The 21,204-nt window shown below is 62.6% G+C and carries 16 protein-coding genes; 12 read left to right on the plus strand and 4 right to left on the minus strand.

Going from position 1 to position 21,204, the window contains the following annotated elements; all coding sequences use genetic code 11:
- Window positions 1–32: 32 nt before the first annotated feature.
- Window positions 33–833 (minus strand): cystine ABC transporter substrate-binding protein, encoded by an 801-nt coding sequence (locus HWX22_RS19165; protein ID WP_059599833.1) that lies wholly within the window; start codon window positions 831–833, stop codon window positions 33–35.
- Window positions 834–1,170: 337 nt separating this feature from the next.
- Between HWX22_RS19165 and HWX22_RS19170 the strand changes: the two genes are divergently transcribed.
- The 5 genes from HWX22_RS19170 (at window position 1,171) to HWX22_RS19190 (ending at window position 10,764) form a co-directional block, all read left to right on the plus strand.
- Complete coding sequence (locus HWX22_RS19170) at window positions 1,171–4,350, plus strand: type VI secretion system Vgr family protein (RefSeq protein WP_175916216.1); 3,180 nt, start codon at window positions 1,171–1,173, stop codon at window positions 4,348–4,350.
- 34 nt (window positions 4,351–4,384) lie between these two features.
- Window positions 4,385–8,983 carry an RHS repeat-associated core domain-containing protein gene (locus tag HWX22_RS19175; RefSeq protein WP_244135244.1) on the plus strand — a complete coding sequence of 1,533 codons (4,599 nt, stop codon included), beginning with the start codon at window positions 4,385–4,387 and terminating at the stop codon, window positions 8,981–8,983.
- Window positions 8,952–9,455, plus strand: a complete 504-nt coding sequence (locus HWX22_RS19180; protein WP_175916217.1) for a hypothetical protein — start codon at window positions 8,952–8,954, stop codon at window positions 9,453–9,455. Before HWX22_RS19175 ends, HWX22_RS19180 begins: the two co-directional genes overlap by 32 nt.
- Before the next feature lie 185 nt (window positions 9,456–9,640).
- Window positions 9,641–10,225: a hypothetical protein gene (locus tag HWX22_RS19185; RefSeq protein ID WP_156441424.1), complete on the plus strand. Its 585-nt coding sequence runs from the start codon at window positions 9,641–9,643 to the stop codon at window positions 10,223–10,225.
- Window positions 10,226–10,437: 212 nt separating this feature from the next.
- Window positions 10,438–10,764 (plus strand): hypothetical protein, encoded by a 327-nt coding sequence (locus HWX22_RS19190; protein ID WP_175908400.1) that lies wholly within the window; start codon window positions 10,438–10,440, stop codon window positions 10,762–10,764.
- A gap of 102 nt (window positions 10,765–10,866) precedes the next feature.
- Here HWX22_RS19190 and icmH read toward each other — a convergent pair whose 3' ends face one another.
- The 3 genes from icmH to tssJ all read right to left on the minus strand — a co-directional run bounded on the left by icmH (window position 10,867) and on the right by tssJ (window position 13,707).
- A complete protein-coding gene (gene icmH / locus HWX22_RS19195; RefSeq protein ID WP_059532829.1) occupies window positions 10,867–11,649 on the minus strand; it encodes a type IVB secretion system protein IcmH/DotU in 783 nt (260 codons plus the stop codon).
- Window positions 11,646–12,992 (minus strand): type VI secretion system baseplate subunit TssK, encoded by a 1,347-nt coding sequence (gene tssK, locus HWX22_RS19200; protein ID WP_059532826.1) that lies wholly within the window; start codon window positions 12,990–12,992, stop codon window positions 11,646–11,648. The genes icmH and tssK overlap by 4 nt, the downstream gene beginning before the upstream one ends.
- A 103-nt stretch (window positions 12,993–13,095) precedes the next feature.
- Window positions 13,096–13,707 carry a type VI secretion system lipoprotein TssJ gene (gene tssJ, locus HWX22_RS19205; protein WP_059532823.1) on the minus strand — a complete coding sequence of 204 codons (612 nt, stop codon included), beginning with the start codon at window positions 13,705–13,707 and terminating at the stop codon, window positions 13,096–13,098.
- 377 nt (window positions 13,708–14,084) lie between these two features.
- Here tssJ and HWX22_RS19210 point away from each other — a divergent pair, with 377 nt between their 5' ends.
- From HWX22_RS19210 to tssG, 7 genes are all read left to right on the plus strand, one after another.
- Complete coding sequence (locus HWX22_RS19210; protein WP_059692352.1) at window positions 14,085–14,717, plus strand: tetratricopeptide repeat protein; 633 nt, start codon at window positions 14,085–14,087, stop codon at window positions 14,715–14,717.
- 44 nt (window positions 14,718–14,761) lie between these two features.
- Window positions 14,762–15,277, plus strand: coding sequence for a type VI secretion system contractile sheath small subunit (gene tssB, locus HWX22_RS19215; protein WP_044845930.1), 516 nt, complete (start codon window positions 14,762–14,764; stop codon window positions 15,275–15,277).
- Between the two features lie 15 nt (window positions 15,278–15,292).
- A complete protein-coding gene (tssC, locus tag HWX22_RS19220) occupies window positions 15,293–16,783 on the plus strand; it encodes a type VI secretion system contractile sheath large subunit (RefSeq protein ID WP_039320274.1) in 1,491 nt (496 codons plus the stop codon).
- A gap of 70 nt (window positions 16,784–16,853) precedes the next feature.
- A complete protein-coding gene (locus HWX22_RS19225) occupies window positions 16,854–17,357 on the plus strand; it encodes a type VI secretion system tube protein Hcp (protein ID WP_006477093.1) in 504 nt (167 codons plus the stop codon).
- Window positions 17,358–17,703: 346 nt separating this feature from the next.
- The gene (gene tssE / locus HWX22_RS19230; protein WP_059465243.1) at window positions 17,704–18,189 is read left to right on the plus strand and encodes a type VI secretion system baseplate subunit TssE; all 486 of its coding nucleotides are present in this window, start codon (window positions 17,704–17,706) and stop codon (window positions 18,187–18,189) included.
- Between the two features lie 79 nt (window positions 18,190–18,268).
- Window positions 18,269–20,104, plus strand: a complete 1,836-nt coding sequence (gene tssF, locus HWX22_RS19235) for a type VI secretion system baseplate subunit TssF (protein WP_059532816.1) — start codon at window positions 18,269–18,271, stop codon at window positions 20,102–20,104.
- Window positions 20,068–21,168 (plus strand): type VI secretion system baseplate subunit TssG, encoded by a 1,101-nt coding sequence (gene tssG / locus HWX22_RS19240; protein ID WP_059532813.1) that lies wholly within the window; start codon window positions 20,068–20,070, stop codon window positions 21,166–21,168. The genes tssF and tssG overlap by 37 nt, the downstream gene beginning before the upstream one ends.
- Window positions 21,169–21,204 lie beyond the last annotated feature (36 nt).

Genomic DNA, 21,204 nt, shown 5'->3' on the forward strand with positions numbered 1-21,204 from the left:
GGACGTGACGCAACGCAAGTGCGGCGAACCGCTTACTGCGCGACCGGCACCGTCACGTCGCTGCCGAACCAGTGCATCGAGATCTTCTTCAACGAGCCGTCCTTGCGCAGCGACTCCAGCGCATCGTTGATCGCCTTCTCGAACTTCGGATTGCCCTTGCGGAACGGGATCGCCATCTCCTGCTTGCCGCCGTTCAGCACCGCGCCCGAGCGCAGCGGCAGGTTCGACGTCTTGATCATGTACGGCAGCATCAGGCGGTCGTCGAGCGTCGCCTCGATCCGGCCCGCGGCGAGGTCACGCAGCTTTTCCGGCGCGCCGGGATACGTCTGCACCTCGATGCCCGGCACGCTGCGCGCCATCTGGTCGTAGTTGGTGCCGAGCGTCACGCCGAGCTTCTTGCCCTTGAAATCCTCGAGCGACTTGAAGTTGCGCGTGTCGTCCTTGCGCTGAATCAGCTGCGCGGCCGAATACGTGTACGGCTCGCTGAAGTCGAGCGCTTCCTTGCGCTGCGGCGTGATCGTGACCTGATTGACGATCACGTCGAACTTGCCGGCTTGCAGCCCCGCGATGATCCCGCTCCATTCGGTCGGGACAAATTGCGTCTTCACGCCGAGCTTGCCGGCGACGGCATTGGCGACATCGACGTCGAAGCCCTCGAGCTGTCCCGACGTGCCGCGCGAGTTGAACGGCGGATACGTGCCTTCGAGGCCGACGCGCAGCACGCCGGCTTTCTTCACCGAGTCGAGCAGGTCTTCCGCGTGCGCGGCGACGGCCGTGAAACCGAGGGCCGACGCGAGCAGCAGGCCCGACAGCAGGAACTTCGAACGTTTCATCGCAGATCTCCAGTGTTCAGTGTGGTAATCGAGCGCCGGGCATCGGTCGTGCCCGGACTGGGCCGGAATACGGGCACGTAGACACTACTCGCAACCGGGCCGCGCCGGAAGTCGAATTGGCCCTGATTGCAATCGATTTCAGCGGGCCGTGGGCGAGCCGTACCGCGTCGAACAAGCGTTCGAACGGTTCGCTCGGGCCGTTCGGAAGATGCTTGAAAAACTCTTTTAAATCAGTTCTGTTTTTGGAGATTCGCAGTAATTTGTCTGTAAAATCGCGCGAGCGAAATCGCATAACGCGCCATCCGAGGGCGCGTCAAAAGAAAAAAAGGCCGTTGCCATGAACATGCAGAACACTGTTGCCGCATTGCGCGGCGGGTTGCTTCAGCAGGACCGGCTGCTGAAGCTCGATACGCCATTGGGCGCCAACGTGCTGACCGTGCAGCGGGCCGTCGGCCGTTCGCGCATCGGGCGTGCGTACGAATTCACGCTCGACGTGCTGTCGACCGATAGCGATCTGGAACTTAAAAAGCTGATCGCGCAACCCGTCACGTTGTGGATCCAGCAGGGCGATCGTAGCTACCGGCCGCTCCACGGATACGTCCATACCGCGCGCCGCCTGGGCGCCGACGGCGGGCTCACGACCTATCAGCTCACGTTCGCCGATTTCACGCATTTCCTGAAGTTTCGCCGCGATCAGCGGCTCTGGAACGATACGACCGTCGACCAGATCATCAGCGATGTGCTGAACCAGCATCCGCAGGCGCGAGGGCATTTCCGCTTCGCGCTGTCGCAACCGCTGCCGAGCCGTTCATACACGCGCCAGCACGACACCGACTGGCATTTCGTGCATCGGCTGATGGAGAGCGAAGGCCTTTACAGCACGTGGCAGCAGGCCGACGACGGCAAGTCGCATACGCTCGTGATCACCGACAACCTGCAGGCCTTCGCGCCGCTGTCGCCGGAAACCGTGCGCTTCTATCGCGGCGGCGCGGCGAGCGAAGCCGATGCGTTCACACAATGGTCGGGCTCGCGCACGCTGCAGAGCGTGACCCGAACGACGCGCACCTTCGACTACAAGAATCCGTCGCAACCGTCGAACCCGAAGGGCACGACGCTGCCGACGATGAGTGGCCAGGGCGAATTGCCCGACCAGCTCGAAGTGTACGAGTACACGGGTGCGTACACGTATCTGGACCAGACGCGCGGCGACCATCTGACGAAGGTGCGGATGGAGGAATGGGAGTCGCACGCGAAGCGCTTCCATGGCGCGGGCGGCGTGCGCGCGATCGACGCGGGCCGGCGCTTCACGCTGTCGGACCATCCCGAACACGATCGCGACCCGGCCGACCAGCGCGAATTCGCGGCGATCGGCGTCGAATGGTGGATCGAGAACAACCTGCCCGTGGCGAGCAGCAGCGCGGACTTTCCGTACAGCCTGCGCGACGCGTTGATGCAAGCGCAGGAGGGCTACGGTGCCGATCCGGCGTTTCGCGTGCCGCACGACGACGGTTCGGTCGGCTTCTATCTCGTCGAGGTGGAGGCGCAGCGCGTGAGCGTGCCGTATCGCAGCCCGTTCGAACATGAGAAGCCGAAGATGCATCTCGAGACGGCGCTCGTCGTCGGGCCGCAGGGCGAGGAAGTCTATACCGACGAGTTGAACCGGATCCGCGTGCAGTTCGTGTGGGATCGCCTCAACCCGGGCAACGAGAACGCGTCGTGCTGGGTGCGCGTCGTGCAGTCGGATACCGGCGGTGGCTACGGCGGTGTGCACGTGCCGCGGATCGGCGAGGAAGTGCTGATCGATTATGTCGGCGGCGATTGCGATCGGCCGCTGGCGGTCGGGCGTGTGTACAACGGCGCGAATCAGCCGCAGTGGCACAGCGACGGGATTCTCTCCGGCTATCGGTCAAAAGAATATTCGGGCAGCGGCTACAACCATCTCGTGATGGATGACGCGACCGGACAGAACCGCGTGCAGCTGATGAGCAGCAGCGCGAACAGCCTGCTGCATCTGGGCTACCTCATCGATCAGAACGGCAATTCGCGCGGATCGTATCTGGGCAGGGGCTTCGACCTGCGTTCGGATGCGTATGGCGCGGTGCGGGCGAGCCAGGGGCTGTACGTCACGACTCATCCGAAAGCGCCGAACAGCCAGCCGCTCGACGTGAAGGAAGCGCAGCAGCAGCTCGTGACGGGCGAGAGTCTCGTCGAGGCGATGTCGGGCGTGAGCGAGCAGCATCAGGCGGAAAGCCTGAAGGATGCGCACGAGACGATGCGCGCATTCACCGACGCGACGCAGGACAGCGCGTCGGGCAGCGCGTCCGGCGGCCGCACGGCGGGTGGCGGCACGGGTAGTGCGAATGCGTTCAAGGAACCGGTGATGCTGTTCGGCAGCCCGTCGGGGATCGGGATGTCGACGCAGCAGTCGCTGCACCTGGTCGCGAACGATCACGTGAACGTCGCGAGCGGACAGAGCGTGCACGTCGCGACGGGCAAGTCGCTGATCGGCAGCATCGGGCAGAAGCTGAGCCTGTTCGCGCAGAACGCGGGGATGAAGCTGTTCGCGGGCAAGGGCAAGGTCGAGATCCAGGCGCAGTCGGACAACGTCGAAGTGACTGCTCAGAAGGCGGTGAAGGTTGTGTCCGCAACCGATCGGATCGAGATCGCGGCTGATCAAGGGATCCTGCTGACGAGCGGCGGCGGGTATATCCGCATCCAAGGCGGGAATATCGAGATCCATACGCCTGGCGCGGTGGATGTGAAGGGTGCGTCGCATACGTTCGCCGGGCCGGCAAGCATGGGGTATCCGTTGCCGAGCCCGCGGCCGGATCAGCCGGGGCAGTTGGAGTTGCTGCATACGTACGGGAATGGCCAGCCGGTGAAGGGCGGCTTGTTCTCGGTATTCGATGCAAATGGTGGGTTGTTGAGGAAAGGGGCGCTCGACGGCAACGGGCACATGATCGTGAGCGGCCTGCCACCTGGAGCGGTGCAGGTGAAGTTCGGAGAGGATCCGCGTTCGCAGGACCAGCAATCGAGCCGGTTCGATGTGGCGCCGTGGCCGGCTAATCCGGCGCCGGCGACAGGTGCTGCTGAAACGGCACAGGCGCAGCTGGGTTCGTTCTTGCCGGCGGCCGGTGGCGCGGCGGGTGCGTTGACGGGATTGGCGGGCGCGGCGTCGCAAGGCGGCGCCGCGCTGGCGAAGGCTGCTGTCGGTCAAGGCATGGGCATGGCTCGGCAGGCACTGGGCGGGATGTTGCCCGCGGGCGCGTCGAATGCGCTTGGCGCGGCGAATACGTTCGCAGACTTGGCTAGTTCGGCGTCGCAGGGCGGCGCTGCCCTCGCGAAGGCAGTGGCCGGTCAAGGCCTCGGCATCGCGCAGCAGGCGGCGGGCAGTGTGCTGCCGGCAGGCGCGCAGGCGGCCCTGTCGCAAGCAGGACAGTTGAGCACCGCAGCGCAGCAGGTCAGCGGTCTCGCGCAAACGGCACGTAGTACCGCTGCCGCGCTGAAGATGAGTTGAGCGTCGCCCTTTCAATTTTCCCGGAATAAAAATCATGTCCGCTGCGGGCGTCATTCAACCCAAACCTACCGATGTGTTCGTGTCTCCGATCATGAAGATCACGGAGGCCGATGTACAAGCCGGCATCGATGTTTTCGACAAGTGGCTGATCAAGGTCAGCGGTGGCGCCGTCAACGTCAGCCGGCTGAAGATGGTCGCGGAGAACGTGCCGGTTCTGGCCAATATCTTTGCTGCAGTCGACGCGGTGCTCGATATCAAGGAGATGATCGAGCGCGGCAGCAACGCGATCGGCATGTTCGATTGGGTCAATCTCGGTCTCGACCTCATCGGGGTCGTGCCGTTGCCGCTGGGCACTGCCGAGCTTCGTCTGGGTGCCCGCCCGGTGTTGAAGCTAATTCGACAAGAGATCGTCAAGAGCGGAAAGGCGGTGGGCGAGGCGGCGTTGCAGGTGCTGCGCGACTCGGTCATCGCGGCAATCGTCGCGAATGTGCAGGAACGCTACGCGGGCGAAATCGAGCAATTCCTGAAAGTGATGCGCGATGGACTGAAGGAGGTGCTCGATCAATGCGCCAAATTCATCGGCGATCTGATGAGGGCGATTGCCGATCTGTTCGCGCATGCGGCAGGGAAGAAGTACGAAGTTGGGCACAACGTGACGTCGGCCGGGTCGCATTTGAAGGATGTCGGGCAGGCGCTCGTTGCGTACGACGGCAGGAAAGTTCTCAGCAGCGGGCTTGGGTTTCTCACGGATTTCGTGAAAATTGAAGCGAAGGCTGCCATCAATACGGTCACCACCGTCGCCAATATGGTGGACGACGAAGCGCCGAAGAAGCTGCAGCTTTTCGCCGACGATATCTACAAGCGAATTCCGACGGTCCAGAAGTGCATCCGGGAGTTGGATGGGAACGATGCGGGCAAGATCGGCTGGTTGATCATGATCGGCGAAGACGGGATGCGGAGCTGGCGCAAGCGCAACCCGAAGCCGCATGCGACGGGGATTCAGGAGCACGGGACGACGAAGGTTGCCGAGCAGCGAGCAGAGCATCGGGTGGATGAGGTGCGAACGACCACGGAGGCAAAGCATCCGGGGCCGAATTGTTGCCTTACGCATTCCCCGGTGAAGACGCCACCTGCGGCCACCGAGCATTCAATCGGATTCGCGCTCGGCGATGAGCAGATCAACCACGAGGATTTCACGATCGAGGGGCCGTTGCCCATTGCCTGGCAGCGCACCTATCGGTCGTTCTTCGACGCGAACGACGAGCACGGCGAATTGGGCGCGCGCTGGATTACGCCGTACACGACGCGCTTTGATATTGACGAGAGCAAGTTCGTCTATCACGACGCAACGGGACGCAGTCTCGAATATCCGTTGCTCGACGCCGGGAGTGCTCACGACGACCTGTCCGAGGGCCACACGTTATTGCGCCTTGACGATCGGTGGCTGACGCTGACGCGTGGGCACGTGCTGCTCGAAGCGTATGAGCGACACGGCAATGTGTTTCGTCTCGCGTTCGTCAAGGATCGCGCCGGTAATCAGGTGACGCTTGAATACGATGCGCAAGGGCGGTTGCATCGGTTGATTGCGCCGCATGCACAGGTCGCATTCCGTCACGACGTGCGCGGTCGTATCGTCGAAGCGACGCATCATGACGCGCAGGGCGAATACATCGGCACGCTTGCCCGTTATGAGTTCAACGAAGAAAACGATCTGGTCGGCGCGACCGACCGCTACGGCAACCGTCGCGAATACCGTTACCGTCACCATCTTGTGACGCGATACACCGATCGTACCGGTCGCGGCGTGAATCTCGAATGGAACGGCAACGGGCCAAAGGCGAAGTGCTTCCGCGAGTATGGAGATGACGGCAGCGACGAGGTCACGCTGGCGTGGCATCCGGACTTCCGGATGGTCAGCGTGACCGATGCGCTTGGTCACGTCACCCACCACTACTACGACAGCAAGGGCTATTCCTTCCGTGTGATTCATCCGGACGGCAGCGAAGAGTGGATGTATCGGGACGAGAACGACAGGCTGGTTCAGTACATCCATCGTGACGGTACCGTCGAACGTATGGCGTACGACGCACGTGGCAACTTCGTGCGTCATCAGCGTACCGATGGCAGCGTGATCGAGATGACATATGACCAGAAGGATCAGCTCGTTCGCGTGACGGATCCGCTTGGACATCCGTGGCTGCGTGAGTATGACGATGCGGGCAACATGGTCGTACAGGTCGATCCTCTCGGGCACAAGACCGAATACGCGTACGACGGACGAGGACTGGTTACCGAGATCAAGGATGCGAAGGGCGGCGCGAAGTCGCTGAAGTATGACGCTGCCGGTCAGTTGATCAGCTACACCGACTGCTCGGGCAAGACGACCCAATGGGTGTACGACGCTCAAGGCCGCCTCTCGGAGGCGAAAGACGCAGCAGGTGGGGTGACGGTATACCGCTATGGTGTGAACGGCCAATTGATCGAGGTCGTGTCGCCCGCAGGTCGCGAGCAACTGAGCTATGACGCGGAAGGGCGTCTGCTGACGCACACCGATCCGCTGAATCGCAATACACGCTACGGCTACGACGCGAGCGGACGTATCAATATCCGCACCGATGCGTCGGGGCAGTCGTTGTCATATCGCTATGATCGGCTCGGGCGTCTGGTTGCGTTGACCGATCCGAATCACGCAACTTACGCGTTTCGCTATGACGCGACGGGCAGGCTGATCGAGGAGATCGATTTCGACGGGAAGGCGACGCGCTACTCGTACGACGAGGCGAGCAGCCGTCTGGAGTCGATCGACGAGGCTGGCCAGATCATGACGATGTCTCACGATCGCGGTGGCCGTCTTCAAGGCCGCGCGGTCGACGATGAGGCGGAGCGTTTCACTTACGACCCGTTGGGACGATTGATCGAAGCGAGCAACCGATACAGCCGCGTGCAGCGCTTCTTCGATCCGGTCGGCAATCTGGTGCGTGAGCATCATGCTTACGACCTGTTCGGCGCGAGCCGGAGTTTCGTGTGGCATCACCAGTACGACGAAATCGGTAACCGGATCAAAACGATCCGGCCCGATGGTCGCGTGGTCGATTGGCTCATATACGGCTCGGGACACGTCCACGGGATGATGCTGGACGGCAAGGAGCTCGTTCAGATCGAGCGTGACGATCTGCATCGTGAGACGTTGCGCACGTTGCCGAGCAAGATCGATCAACGCACGGCATACGATTCGGCAGGGAGGTTGGCGCAGCGGACCGTGCAGCGTGCGAATGCACCCGCACCGCTGGCCGAGCGCCGCTACCGTTACGACGCGGCTGGCCAGCTCGTGCAGATCGAAGACAATCTCAAGGGGCTGACGGACTATCGCTACGATCCGGTTGGTCGGTTGCTCGAGTCGATCGGACCGGCCGGCAAGGAGCGGTTCGCATTCGATCCGGCGAGCAACATCATCGATCCGGCACGCGTTGAGACGGCTCGCAAAGAGAGCAGGCCGAGCCCGGTGCGGGCGGAAAGTTCGTTGCCTCCCGAAGTGCCCAAGGTATTGGGCAATTTGCTGAAGCAATATGCCGGGCGGCATTTCGAGTACGACGCGCGTGGCAACCTCGTTCATCGCACATCGCCGGCGGGCGAGCAACGTTACGAGTGGAATGCGTTTAATCGGATGATGGCTGCGAGCGTGCAGGAGACTGCGCGCAGCAGTGAGTCACGGTATTACTACGATGCGTTGGGCCGCCGGATTGCGAAAGAGGTGAACGGCGAGCGTACGGTGTTCGGTTGGGACGGAGATACGCTGGCGTATGAGAGCGGTGAGCACGGCAGCACGCACTACTTGTACGAAGCAGAATCGTTCGTGCCGATGGTGCAATACGTCGGTGCACCGGTCAGTGGCTGCGAGACACCGTCGCGTAGCAATACAGATCGCTACGTGCCGGAAGATGATCCGCTGCAACGGGTGCCGGAGCGGGCAGGGCAGGTGCATGCCTTCTATTACCACTGTGATCAGATCGGCACTCCGCAGGTACTGACGGATGACGATGGCGATGTGGTGTGGGAGGCGTCGTACAAGGCGTGGGGTGAAGCTCGCGAGGTGATCGCGCGGGCGTCGAGAGCGGTAGGGATCGCTCCGAGGAATTCACTGCGGTTCCAGGGGCAGCAATTTGATGATGAAACGGGGCTGCACTATAACCGGCATCGGTACTACGATCCGAGTAGTGGGCGCTTCGTGTCGAAAGATCCGATTGGGTTGGCTGGCGGGGTCAATGTCTATCAATACGCGCCGAACCCGACGCTGTGGATCGATCCGCTTGGTTTGCAAAAGAAACCATCGGTTCCACCGCATATATCGCGGCAGAAGCAAGCGGGGCATGTACTGGGTGAGCCCCAGTATGACAATCGAGTTAAACAAGGTAAGCCCACCTCGTGCTTCTGTGATTGGGACGATGCAGTGCAGTACACAGATGAGGCTTGGAGCAAGGGTAGCCCCGTCCCTGGGCGCCCGAATGTACGGGACCACGATTTCAAGACGCCCATTGGTTTTGGCCCCAACGGAGGCACTCAAACTTCAGTGCGCGTTCACCAAGACAATGGAGGAAAAATACATGGACATCCCAAAGGCCCAGAGACCCCGTGATTCGAATTTTGATTGGGAAAGATTTTCGCGTTCCGTTATTGATTCGTACGGGAGTTTTGAATCCCCGAACTACTCGTTCGTTAAAGAGAATCTTGCTGCGACAAAGTACCCTGGTGTGATTCAATTTCTTGAAAAGAATTTTGATTTCCATGAGGATACCGAGCCCAACACCGACGTAAGTTACGGATATTTTGTGAGGGGTGATGGTGCGGATTTCATATTGCGAGTATCGTTTGTTGGTCCGTACTACTATTTATCGTCGTTGTCGGCGGACGGAAGTCAAGACTCACCGAGTATTGATCTGCCATCAACCAATTCAGTGTACCCACTGATAAAGAACATGGAGGAGGCTGGTATGATTTTTACTCCTGTTGAGGTCTTGAATAAAAAATTTAATTTCGGTAATCAATTCTCAAGTGTCTACTCGATTCTTTACTGTTACGAGGATGAGCCGTCCTGGATCGAAATGTAGGGGATGGATGTCTCTTGAACGTTTGATGCCTTGGCGACGCTGGAGAACCTGTTGTCGTTCTTTGGTCGCGCGAGACAGGGCATGCGTCAGCGATTGCAGATAACTTTGCAGCCTTCCTAACTACGCCCGGTCGACCGGGATAGCGATGAAGGAAGCATCTACACTCAATAAAATAAGGATCCTCCATGCGGCGTTCACTTCTTGCGCTTATCTTGCTTGCGACCGTAACGGCAGCGTCTGCCGATAACACTGATTCAAGGGCCGCGGACGCGCCTGATCTGGTGCATCTCAAACCTTATGCCGCGAACGGCGTCAGCTTCCAGCTTCCTTCGAACTGGACGGTTACGTGGAGTGGCCGGCTGGAGGATACGAATGGGCAGGGGGTCGATATCGAAGCCGACAAGGCGGCATTCGAGGTTCTGACGTTGGGTGTCACGGTTCAGGTTGTGCCCACCAAGGTCGCGCCGACGCTAAAGGGAACGGCAGCGTATCTCTACAACCTGCAAGTCGACGACAAGCCTGCTCAGTACACGAAAGCGAATTACGAGCCGATCATGCTGAACGGCAAATATCCCGCGCTCGCATCGCGCTACTCGCATAAGATTTTCAAGGACGACCGGGTGTATGCACATCGGCTCGACCTGATTGCGAGCAAGCCTTGCGGCGACGGCTGGACCTGCATCATTTTCTCGACAGGTCTGGCCGCCAACGAAAATCCCGCGAAGCAGGGCATGGCGAAGATCTACGAGACAGTTCGCTACCAACCCTGAAGAGCCGTCCGACGCGGGAAATTGGACGCGATCTCGAATGTGGGTACCGCGTCCGCCAACTGACCGGCACACTGCCGCCGCCAACCTCGTGCATAAGACATTGGCATAATCACGCCTTGCCGGCACGAACGCCGCGGCGCAGGCGCACTCGTGCAACTGCCGCATCTCGCCCCGAGCGCATTGACTTCAGCCCAGTTACCACCGCACTACCCATGTCGACTCTCACCACGACCACCGCGTCGTTGAAACACATTCTCGAACACCCGGGCGATTTCTCCGGTTGGCTCTGCTTGCCGCCGATGCCGTGGACGCTCGATACGGACGGCGTATTCACCGAAGACGCCAACGACGCCGACGACCCCGAGACCGACACACCTCCCGCCACTGCGCCGCAACCCGGCTGGCGCATAACGCTGTCCAGCGCGACGATCGAGGACATCGTGATCAACGCGCATGACCAGGTCGATGAACCGAGCGTGACGCAACTGTTCGATGCGTTCGTGTTCTACGTCGACAACGAAGAATTCATTCTGCTTTGACGACGCGCACCACGCGCACCACGCGCACCACGCGCCACAGCAAAAAAGGACCGCCGAGCGGTCCTTTTTTCATGAAGCATCAACACCCGAACGAAGCACGCCTCAAGGCAACGAAATCGTCAAATTAGCCGACTCCGGCCCCACCTTGATCACCTGCGAATAAGGCGCCAACGCCTGCAGCGTCTTGTCCTTCAGATAAGTATTGAGCCCGAGATACCCGAGCAGGGCCACCAGCGCAAACACGGCGCCGATCGCCCAGACCGGCACCTCGCGCTTCAACCGATGCGCGATCTGGTCCGGCAGCGGCCAATGCGGAGCGAACGCGGCGCGCTTGCCCTTCATGTGCGCGATCTCGTCCCCCAGCCGCGCGGTGAGGTAAGCGAGCTTCTCCGGCCCCTCGAGCAGATACTTGCCCTGAAACCCGAGCAGCAGGCACATATGAAACACCTCGAGCGACTGCAACCGCGCCGCGCCCTGCGCCCGACATTCCTCGAGATACTGAAAGAACTTCTCCCCCGCGAGCTGCTCGCCGAACAGCACGAGCTGCAGCGGCCGGCGTTCCCAGTCGGTCCGGATCTTGAACTGCGACGACAGCACCATCTCGTCGACGGCCGCGCAATACGCGAACTTCGCGCCATACACGTCCTCGGCCGGAATGTTGAGCTTCTTCGCGCCGCGCTCGAAATCCGACAGAAACTCCTGGATCTTCGTGCTGAACTCGCTCGCGCTGTCCGGCTCGCGGCCGTTCTTGAGCAGGAACAGCATGAAGAACCCGTCGTACAGCAGGTCGAGCAGCGAACGGGCCTGGAACGAGGCGTCTGTCGACGCCGGGGTATGCAGCGGGGCCGGCGCGTTGTCGCCGAACAGGGAAGGCGCGTAGCTCATGATGTGACCGCGATCAGTTCGAATTTCAGGTCATTGATGCCAGTCGGCGCGTAGATCATCGCGGACTGGGCCTGCAGCATGCGCTCGTAGAGCGCACCGCGCGAATCAAGCTGGAAATAGCACGCGCCGGGCCGCACCGGAATCGCGGGCGGTACCTGCGGCATGTACGACAGCCGCACGCCGGGCATTGCCGACAGCACCAGTTTGTCGACGTCGTCGGGCGCGCCGACCTTGAAGCGTGCCGGCACCGCATCGACGAGCTCGACACTCGGCATGTCCGCGGACACGGCCAGGTAGAACTCGGTCTTGTCGTCGATCTTGCCCGAATCGAGGCGGCCGAGATGGAACGACGGACGCACTTCGTCGAGCGTGATCGCGAAGTAGCGCGTCGAGATCACGGTATCGAGCAACTCGCGCAGCATCAGGTCGAGGCGCGCGAAGCTCGGGCCCGGATCGTCATGGCGATACACGGGAAGGTCGGCGAGCGTGTAGCCCTTCGAAAACGTCATCAACTGGCCCGCGAGGCGCAGCAGTTCCTGGAACAACCGCTCCGGATGCAGCGCCGCATGCTGGTGCAGGTGCGCGAGCGTCGCGAATGCGGCGTTTGCGGTGTGCAGCAGCCAGAACGACGCGATGTCGCCCGAGCGGAATTCGATGATGTTCTTCGACGGCTCGCGGTGAAAGCCGTACAGCGCGTTCACCTTCGCCTGCAGCGCGTCGACGAGCTGGCGCAGCCGCTGGTGCAGGATCGGCGAAGCTTCGATCGCGAGGCACGGTGGCACGAAGCTGTCGTCGATCTCGAAGCCGGACGTCGCGGTGCGGCGCACGCGCACGAGCGGCACCGACAGCAGCTGGTCGCGCGGCTCGCTGTGCGCGATCAGCTTGACCTGCGTCTTGAGGAACGTGATGTCGGCTTCGGCGGCGTCGGTGAAGTTGTCGGCGACGCTCGTCTGCTCGCTGACGAAACGCGTCATGAAGCCGGCGGCCGGATCGTCGCTGTAGTTGGTGCCGTTCTCGCGCAGCGGATGCAGCGCGAGGTAGAAGACGAATTCGTTGATGCCGTCGGGCAGCGTGTCCAGTGCGATCGGCGGCGGCAGGTCGTCGGCCTGCGGTGCGGCATACAGCGCGCCGTCCGGGAACACGAGCGCAAGCTCGGCCACGCGCAGCACGTTGCTGCCGAGCGCATCGCGGTCGATGCGCACCGAGCGCACGCCCCAGTTGTACGGCTGGATCGCCTGGATGGATTCGAACAGGCGCGCCTCGTGATAGGCGTCCTGCCGCTGAAAGTGTTGGGGCCGGAGGAACAGCCCTTCCCCCCAAAGCACCTTGGCCGAATAACTCATGTCAAATCCGGTTAATGTGGCGTTGCGATGTAATCGATTTGTTCATGCCCGAATTAAATCGCCAATTTGTTAACTCTTGTTAATTGACATTCGTGCGTCATGCTTAACCGCAGGTGACCGACGAAAGCAAATTCAGCGGTTGCGAAGGCGCGCCCTGTTGCGGTGCGATGACCGAGCCGTCGGCGACCGTCATCGCGCAATTATGCAGGCCGATGATTATGCCGGATTTCTCCGACTTCGCCGGGTCGAACGTCAGTTTCCAGCGCTGGATGGCGGGATCGCGGAACAGTGCGACGATGCCGAATGCCTGCGCTTCGCGCGACACTTTTTCGGTTGCCGTATAGCGCTGGCCCGGAATCAGCGTGATTTCACGCACGTTCAGCAGATCGGTGCCCAGCGCGGCCTTTTCCTTGGCCGGATCGGTGAATGCATCGAACGGCGCCTGCTGGAACGAAGTCGGATCCTTCAGCGCGTAGAGCCGCACCACTAAAGCGAGCGGCTTGCGATCGTTCGCGGCGTTGAGGTTCGGCGCGGCGGCGAGCGTGAGCCCGATGTTGCGCGGCGGCTTCTGGGCATCCGGCAGTTCGGGCTTGCCGATGCCGGCGGCCTGCATCACGGCGCTCGCGGCGGAGCCGAGCAGCGGGGCGGCCGCGCATCCGGCCAGGAGCGCGCAGGCGATCAGCGGCAGCGCATAGCGAATCATGGACGATCTCATCGTGTTTCCGGCGTGCCGCCTTTAACTCCCCTGTCAAAACTACCGGGCATTTCCGCGTTCATCGCGAATGCCGGCTTATCTGCCGTTCAACTATTAAGCACACGTGCGGCGCATCGCGCTTCCGGAAATTTTTTCCGTCACCCGCGCGAAGCGTTGTCGAGCAAGTAAAACTTGCGCATTCCGGTCGCTCGAAAAACCGTCGCCGGGCCGTTGCCGGAGACGTTTCGAGGGGGTAGCGCACGGATTTAAAAGGAATTACTCTGCACGCAGCGATTGAATTATGAAAAATTGATCGGTACTATACCCGCGCGCTTCTTGCAAAGCAAAAGAACCAGATTCTCAACGATTTTAATACTCACGCGCCGGTGGATATAACGATGAAAGACCGTCTCTTCGCAAAATTGTCTGGGGTAGTGCTGGCTTGCGGCGTGATCGCCGGTTGTGCGAGCCAGCCGCCGGCGCCGACTGCCGAGGTGTTCAACAAGTCGCTGGCCGATGCGGACGCCGTTGCGAAGTCGGGTGACCAGGACAAGGCGCTCGGCCTGTACCAGCAGCTCGCGAAGTCGGATCCGACGCGCGAGGAACCGTGGTCGCGCATCGCGCAGATCCAGTTTGCCCAGAACCACTATGGCCAGGCGATCGTCGCCGCGCAGGAGGCACTGCAGCGCGACGCGACCGATCGTCAGGCGAAGAGCGTGCTCGCCGTCGCGGGGCTGCGGATCGCGACGCAGTCGCTCGGCGAGCTGCGCCAGGATGCATCGCTCGCGGGCGATGCGAAGTCGGACGCGCAGGCGCTCGCGAAGCAACTGCGCGACACGCTCGGCGAATCGGCGCTGTTCCCGCCGGAGCAGCGCGCCACGAAGGCGCGTACGGCGCGTCGCGTGATTCATCGTCCGAAGGCCGGCGCGGCGCCGGCCACCGAGGCGGCTGCAGCCGCAACCACCGCGCCGACGCCTGCCGCCGCGCCGCAAAAGGGCGGCGCCGATCCGTTCAGCGCGCTGCGCAACTGACCGCAACAGACGCGATAACCACAACTAACCTGGGAGCCGTCGAGATGGCCAAGAAAGAAAGCATTCAGAAAAGCTTGCAGAAAATACGGCCGCCGCGCGTCCAGCTGACCTACGAGGTCGAGAAGGGCGACGCGATCGAGGTGAAGGAACTGCCGTTCGTCGTCGGGGTCGTCGGCGATCTGGCGGGCCAGTCGGAAGTCGAGCAGCCGAAGCTGCGCGACCGCAAGTTCGTCAACATCGACCGTGACAACTTCGACGACGTGATGAAGGCGATCGAGCCGCGCGCCGCGTTCCAGGTGGAAAACCGCCTGAGCCCGGAAGGCGGCAAGTTCGCAGTCGACCTGAAGTTCCGTTCGCTGTCGGATTTCAGCCCGGACGAAGTCGTCGAACAGGTCGAGCCGCTGCGCCGCCTGCTCGAGGCGCGCTCGAAGCTCGCCGACCTGCGCAACAAGCTCGCCGGCAACGACAAGCTCGAGGATCTGCTGTCCGAGGTGCTGAAGAACACGCAGCAGCTGCAGGAGCTCGCGAAGGGCACCGGCGGCGACAAAGACGGCGAATGACGACGGAGTGTTGAGATGAACCAGCAAACGGCTGCGGCCCAAGCGAGCGGCGCGGAATACGCCGCCGGGACTTCGCTGCTCGACGATATCGTCGAGAAGAGCAAGGTCGCGAAATCCGATTCCGAGCATGCCCGTGCGAAGGACCTGATCGGCGAACTCGTGCACCAGGTGCTCGACGGCACGGTGATCGTGTCGGACAACCTGTCGGCGACGATCGACGCGCGCGTCGCGGAACTCGACCGCCTGATCTCCACGCAGCTGTCCGCGGTGATGCACGCGCCGGAATTCCAGCGCCTCGAAAGCACGTGGCGCGGGATGGACTATCTGGTCAAGGAAAGCAACACCGGCCAGACGATCAAGATCAAGGCGCTGCACGCACCGAAGCGCGACCTCGTGCGCGACTTCAAGGGCGCGAGCGAGTTCGACCAGAGCGCGCTGTTCAAGAAGGTCTACGAAGAAGAGTTCGGCACGTTCGGCGGCTCGCCGTTCGGCGCGCTGATCGGCGATTACGAGATCTCGCGCCAGCCGGAAGACATGTACTTCATCGAGCAGATGTCGCACGTCGCGGCGGCCGCGCACGCGCCGTTCATCGCGTCGGCGTCGCCGGAGTTGCTCGGCCTTGAGTCGTTCTCCGACCTCGGCAAGCCGCGCGACCTCGGCAAGGTGTTCGACACGGTCGAATACGCGAAGTGGAAGTCGTTCCGCGACGCCGAAGATTCGCGCTACGTCGGCCTGACGCTGCCGCGCTTCCTCGGTCGCCTGCCGTTCAATCCGAAGGACGGCCAGACCGCGGAGAACTTCAACTTCGTCGAGGACGTCGACGGCACCGAGCACGACAAGTACCTCTGGTGCAACGCGGCGTGGGCCTTCGCGGCACGCCTGACGGCCGCGTTCGACGACTTCGGCTGGTGCGCGGCGATCCGCGGCGTCGAAGGCGGCGGCCTCGTCGAGGACCTGCCGACCCACACGTTCAAGACCGACGACGGTGAAGTCGCGCTGAAGTGCCCGACCGAAATCGCGATCACCGATCGCCGCGAGAAGGAGCTGAGCGACCTCGGCTTCATCCCGCTCGTGCATTGCAAGAACTCGGATTACGCTGCGTTTTTCGCCGCGCAATCGGTGCAGAAACCGAAAAAATACAGCACCGACAGCGCGAATGCGAACGCCGTCCTGTCCGCCCAGCTTCAGTACATCTTCTCGGTATCGCGCGTCGCGCACTACCTGAAGGCGATGATGCGGGACAAGATCGGCAGCTTCGCATCGGCGCAGAACGTGGAGACTTTCCTCAACCGGTGGATTTCGCAGTACGTCCTGCTCGACGACAACGCGTCGCAGGAACAGAAGGCGCAATTCCCGCTGCGCGAGGCATCCATACAAGTGTCGGAGATTCCGGGCAAGCCGGGCTCGTATCGTTCGGTCGCGTTCCTGCGCCCGCACTTTCAGCTCGACGAACTCTCGATTTCTCTGCGACTTGTCGCTGATCTGCCCAAACCGGCAAATTCATAAGCGAGTAAATCGCCCGGGCGGGCCGCCTGGGTAGGACGTTAAAACCACCTCTTTGGGGAGTCGAAGGGCCATGTTACATATGCACTTGCAGTTTGGTAGTCCGGCGGTGAAGGGCGAATCCGCGGACAAAGACCATCAGGGCTGGATCGAACTGAAATCGTGGGATCACTCGATCGTTCAGCCGCGTTCGGCAACGGCATCGACCGCAGGCGGTCACACGATGACGCGCTGCGAGCACGGCGACATGATTTTCACGAAGGAAATCGATTCGTCGAGCCCGCTGCTGTATCAGCACGCATCGGGCGGCACGACGTTCGATGAAGTGACGGTCCATTTCTCGCGCGCGGACGGTGAAGGCAAGCGCGTGCAGTATCTGGAAGTGAAGCTCAAGTACGTGATCATCTCGAGCATCGCTCCGAGCGTTCGCGAAGAAGGTCTGCCGCTCGAGACGTTCTCGCTGAAGTACGCGGCCGTGCAGTGGAAGCAGACCCAGCAGAAGATCGGCGGCAACCAGGGCGGCAACACGCAAGGCGCCTGGAGCCTGACGAAGAACGACAAGACCTACGCGGTCTAACGTCGGTTGCGGCAACGGGGCGCTCGGCGTCCCGTTGCCGTTTTCGCTGTGTACAAGGGCCTGTTTCCGCTAATAACGGGCTTGCGCTGGCCCCCAGAAGGGCCGAGCGCAAGGATTGCGACGAAGCGAATACTCGACGTATTCGCGAGGAGCGTGACGCCGCGATCGGCCCTTCTGGGGGCCAGCCCCACGAACGAATTTTTTCAGAACAGGGGAACGTGCGTTGCCGGCCGTATTGCGGCGTCGTTCGTCGCTTGTTTGGCACGGCCAAACGGCGCTCCTCACTTCTTGCACTACGACCGGCAACGCACGTTCGCAAGCCCGTTATTAGCGGAAACAGGCCCTTATGAAACGATTCGAACCCAGTTTTCTCGACAAGCTGTTCGACGACGAACCGCACCTGCCGGCCTCGGCCGCGATGCGGCAATTGTCGCTGGACGAGCTAAAGAACACGGTCGCCCGCGACGTCGAGGCGATCCTCAACACCCGTATCGCGCACACCGAAATCGAGCTGGCCGCGCTGCCGGAATGCCAGAAATCGGTGCTGACCTACGGGCTGAACGATTTCGCGGGGCTGAGCCTCGCGAGTCACTACGACCGCGCGTTCATCTGCAAGTCGATCCAGCAGGCCATCGCGCGCCACGAGCCGCGGCTGCAGCAGGTGCAGGTGACGTTCGAGCTGAACGAGCAGTCGACCAACGCGCTGTACTTCGCGATCCAGGCGCTGCTCGTCGTGCATCCGGCCGAGGAGCCGGTGAGTTTCGACGCGATGCTGCAGCCGTCGACGCTGCAGTATTCGGTCACGCGCACGCGCGCGGCCAGAATGCTGTAAATCAAGCCGCCGAGCGGGCCGGACCGCCCGGTGATGGTTCAGGGTCCGGCAGGAAATATTGAGGTTCTCGGGGTCGTCGATGGAAGAATTGCTGCCGTACTACGAGCGCGAATTATCGTTTTTGCGGCGCTATTCGCGAGATTTCGCCGAACGTTATCCGAAGATCGCCGCGCGGCTCGCGTTGTCCGGCGAGCACTGCGAGGATCCGCACGTCGAGCGGATGATCGAGTCGTTCGCGCTGCTCGGCGCGCGCATCAACAAGAAGCTCGACGACGACTACCCGGAATTCACCGAAGCGCTGCTGGAAGTGCTGTATCCGCACTACCTGCGGCCGTTCCCGTCGTGCTCGATCGCGCAGTTCACGCCGGCCTCGCCGGGCCAGCAGACCGAACCGGTCGTGATCGACCGCGGCACCGAGCTGAAGAGCCGTCCGATCCGCGGCGTGCAGTGCCGGTTCCGCACCGCATACGACGTGACGCTCGCGCCGATCCGCATCTCGGAGGCGCGCTTCACGCCGGTCGCGCTCGCGCCGAGCGCGACGGTGCTGCCGTCCAACGCGACGGGCGTGATCTCGATCACGTTCGAGTCGCTCGCCGCGCAGCTCGATCTCGGCGCGCTGAAGCTGCCGACGCTGCGCGCGCACCTGCACGGCGAGCAGTCGTTCGTCGCCGCGCTGACCGATTGCCTGTTCGTGAACGTGCTCGGCGCGTATGTCGAGCCCGAGCGCAACGGCCGCTGGACCGCGCTGCGCAAGCTGCCGATCGCGCACGCCGGCTTCGACGAGGACGACGCGCTGATCGACTACCCGGCGAAGTCGCACCCCGCGTATCGCCTGCTCACCGAATACTTCGCATTCCCCGACAAGTTCGATTTCGTCGATTTCGACCTTGCGGCGATCGCGCGCGCGTCGGGCCGCTGCCAGCGCGCGACGCTGCATCTGGTGCTGCAGGACGTGCGCAGCGATTCGCACGTCGCGCGGCTGCTCGAGCTGCTCACGGCCAGCCATTTCCGGCTGTTCTGCACGCCGATCGTCAACCTGTTCCGCCAGCACGGCGAGCCGATCCGCATCACGCACCGCGCGGTGTCGTACCCGGTGATCGCCGAAGCGCGCCGCGCGTTCGCGTACGAGGTGTATTCGATCGATTCGGTGAAGCTCGTCCGGCAGCAGGCGCATGAAGAATCGGTGATCGAGTTCCGGCCGTTCTATTCGCTGCATCACGGCGAGTCGGCGCGGATCGGTCATTACTGGTTCGCGCGCCGCAACGACTGGGTCGCGCAGAAAAGCCCCGGCTACGAAACCGAGATCTCGATCGTCGACATCGACTTCGAGCCGACGTCGCCGCAAACCGACACGCTGAGCCTCGACCTCACCTGCACGAACCGCGACCTGCCGTCGATGCTCGCGTTCGGTCTCGAAGGCGGCGACCTGTTCCAGGAAGGCGGCGCGCAGACGAGCGGCATCTCGCTGTTGCGGCGCCCGACGCAGAGCGTGCGCTTCGAGCGCGGTCGCGCCGCGCACTGGCGGCTCGTGTCGCATCTCGCGCTGAACCACGTGTCGCTGGTCGCGCACGGGCTCGCGCCGCTCAAGGAAATGCTGACGTTGTACGACCTGCGGCGCACCGCCGTGTCGATGCGCCAGATCGACGGCCTCGCCGGCGTCGAGCAGCGCGGCGCCGTGCAGTGGCTGCCCGGCAAGCCGTTCGCGACCTTCGTGCGCGGCATCGAGATCCGCCTGACGATCGACGAGGAGCACTTCGTCGGCGCGAGCCTCGCGTCGTTCGTGCGCGTGCTCGACAGCTTCTTCGGGCTGTACGTCCACCTCAACAGTTTCGTTCAACTAGTCGTGGTGTCGAAGCGCACCGGCGAGGAGATCATCCGATGCAAGCCCCGGACCGGCGAATCGATCCTGGCGTAGTCGACGCGCTGCTCGACGAGCCGCACCGCTTCGAGTTCTTCCAGGCGGTGCGCGTGCTCGAGGGGCTGTTCGCGCGGCAGGCGTCCGATGCGCCCGGCGCGTGGCGGCAGGGCGACGTCGTCGCGCAGCGCATCGAATTCCGCAACACGCTGTCGCTCGGCTTCCCGCCGAGCGAGATCGAAGGCGCCCGTTCGTTCGACGACGGCGGCACGCTGCTCGATTCGGGCGAGCAACGCGGCGCCGCGCTCGCGGCCGGCGAGCTCGGTCACGTCGAGCTGACGCCCGCATTCTTCGGGCTACTGGGCGGGCAGGGCGCGCTGCCGCTGCACTACACCGAGCAGATCGTCGCGCGCGAGCATCTGAAGCGCGACCACGCGGCGCGCGCCTTCTTCGACGTGTTCTCGAACCGCGCGACCGCGCTGTTCTACGCGGCGTGGAAGAAGTACCGGCTGCCGTTCCATTACGAACTCGACCGCGACGAGCGCTACCTGCCGCTCCTGCTCGCGATCGCCGGCGTGCCGAGCGACGAGGTGCGCGACAGCCTCGCGGCCGGCGCGGGCGGCGTGCTCGACGAGGCCGTTGCCGGCTACGCGCTCGCCGCGCGGCACCGGCCGATGTCCGCCGCCTACCTGCAGCGCACGCTGTCCGATTATTTCCGCGTGCCCGTGAAGATCGACCAGTTCGTCGGCAAGTGGTACGACGTGCCGCCCGACCAGCTGAGCGTGCTCGGCGAAGTCAACGCGGTGCTCGGCGCGACGGCGCTCGTCGGCGAACGCGTGTGGCAGCGCGACATGCGCGCGCGGATCGTCGTCGGCCCGCTGTCCAAGCGCGACTACGAGGCATTCCTGCCGGGCGGCGCGCAGGCCGTCGCGCTCGAGCGGATGCTGACGCTGCTCGCCGGCGTCACGCTCGAATACGAGGTGAAGCTCGTGCTGAAGCGCACCGAGGTCGGCGCGAGCGTGCTCGGCGCGGGCTCGCGGCTCGGCTGGGACGCGTTCCTCTGCACGCGCGACGCGGTCGACGACCGCTCGGATGCCCGCTACGAACTGCACGTGATTCACTGATTCCGAACGACAACAAACACGCAATCGAACCTGAGA

The organism is Burkholderia sp. BCC1638 (genome assembly GCF_902833195.1).
Taxonomy (GTDB): Bacteria; Pseudomonadota; Gammaproteobacteria; order Burkholderiales; family Burkholderiaceae; genus Burkholderia; species Burkholderia diffusa.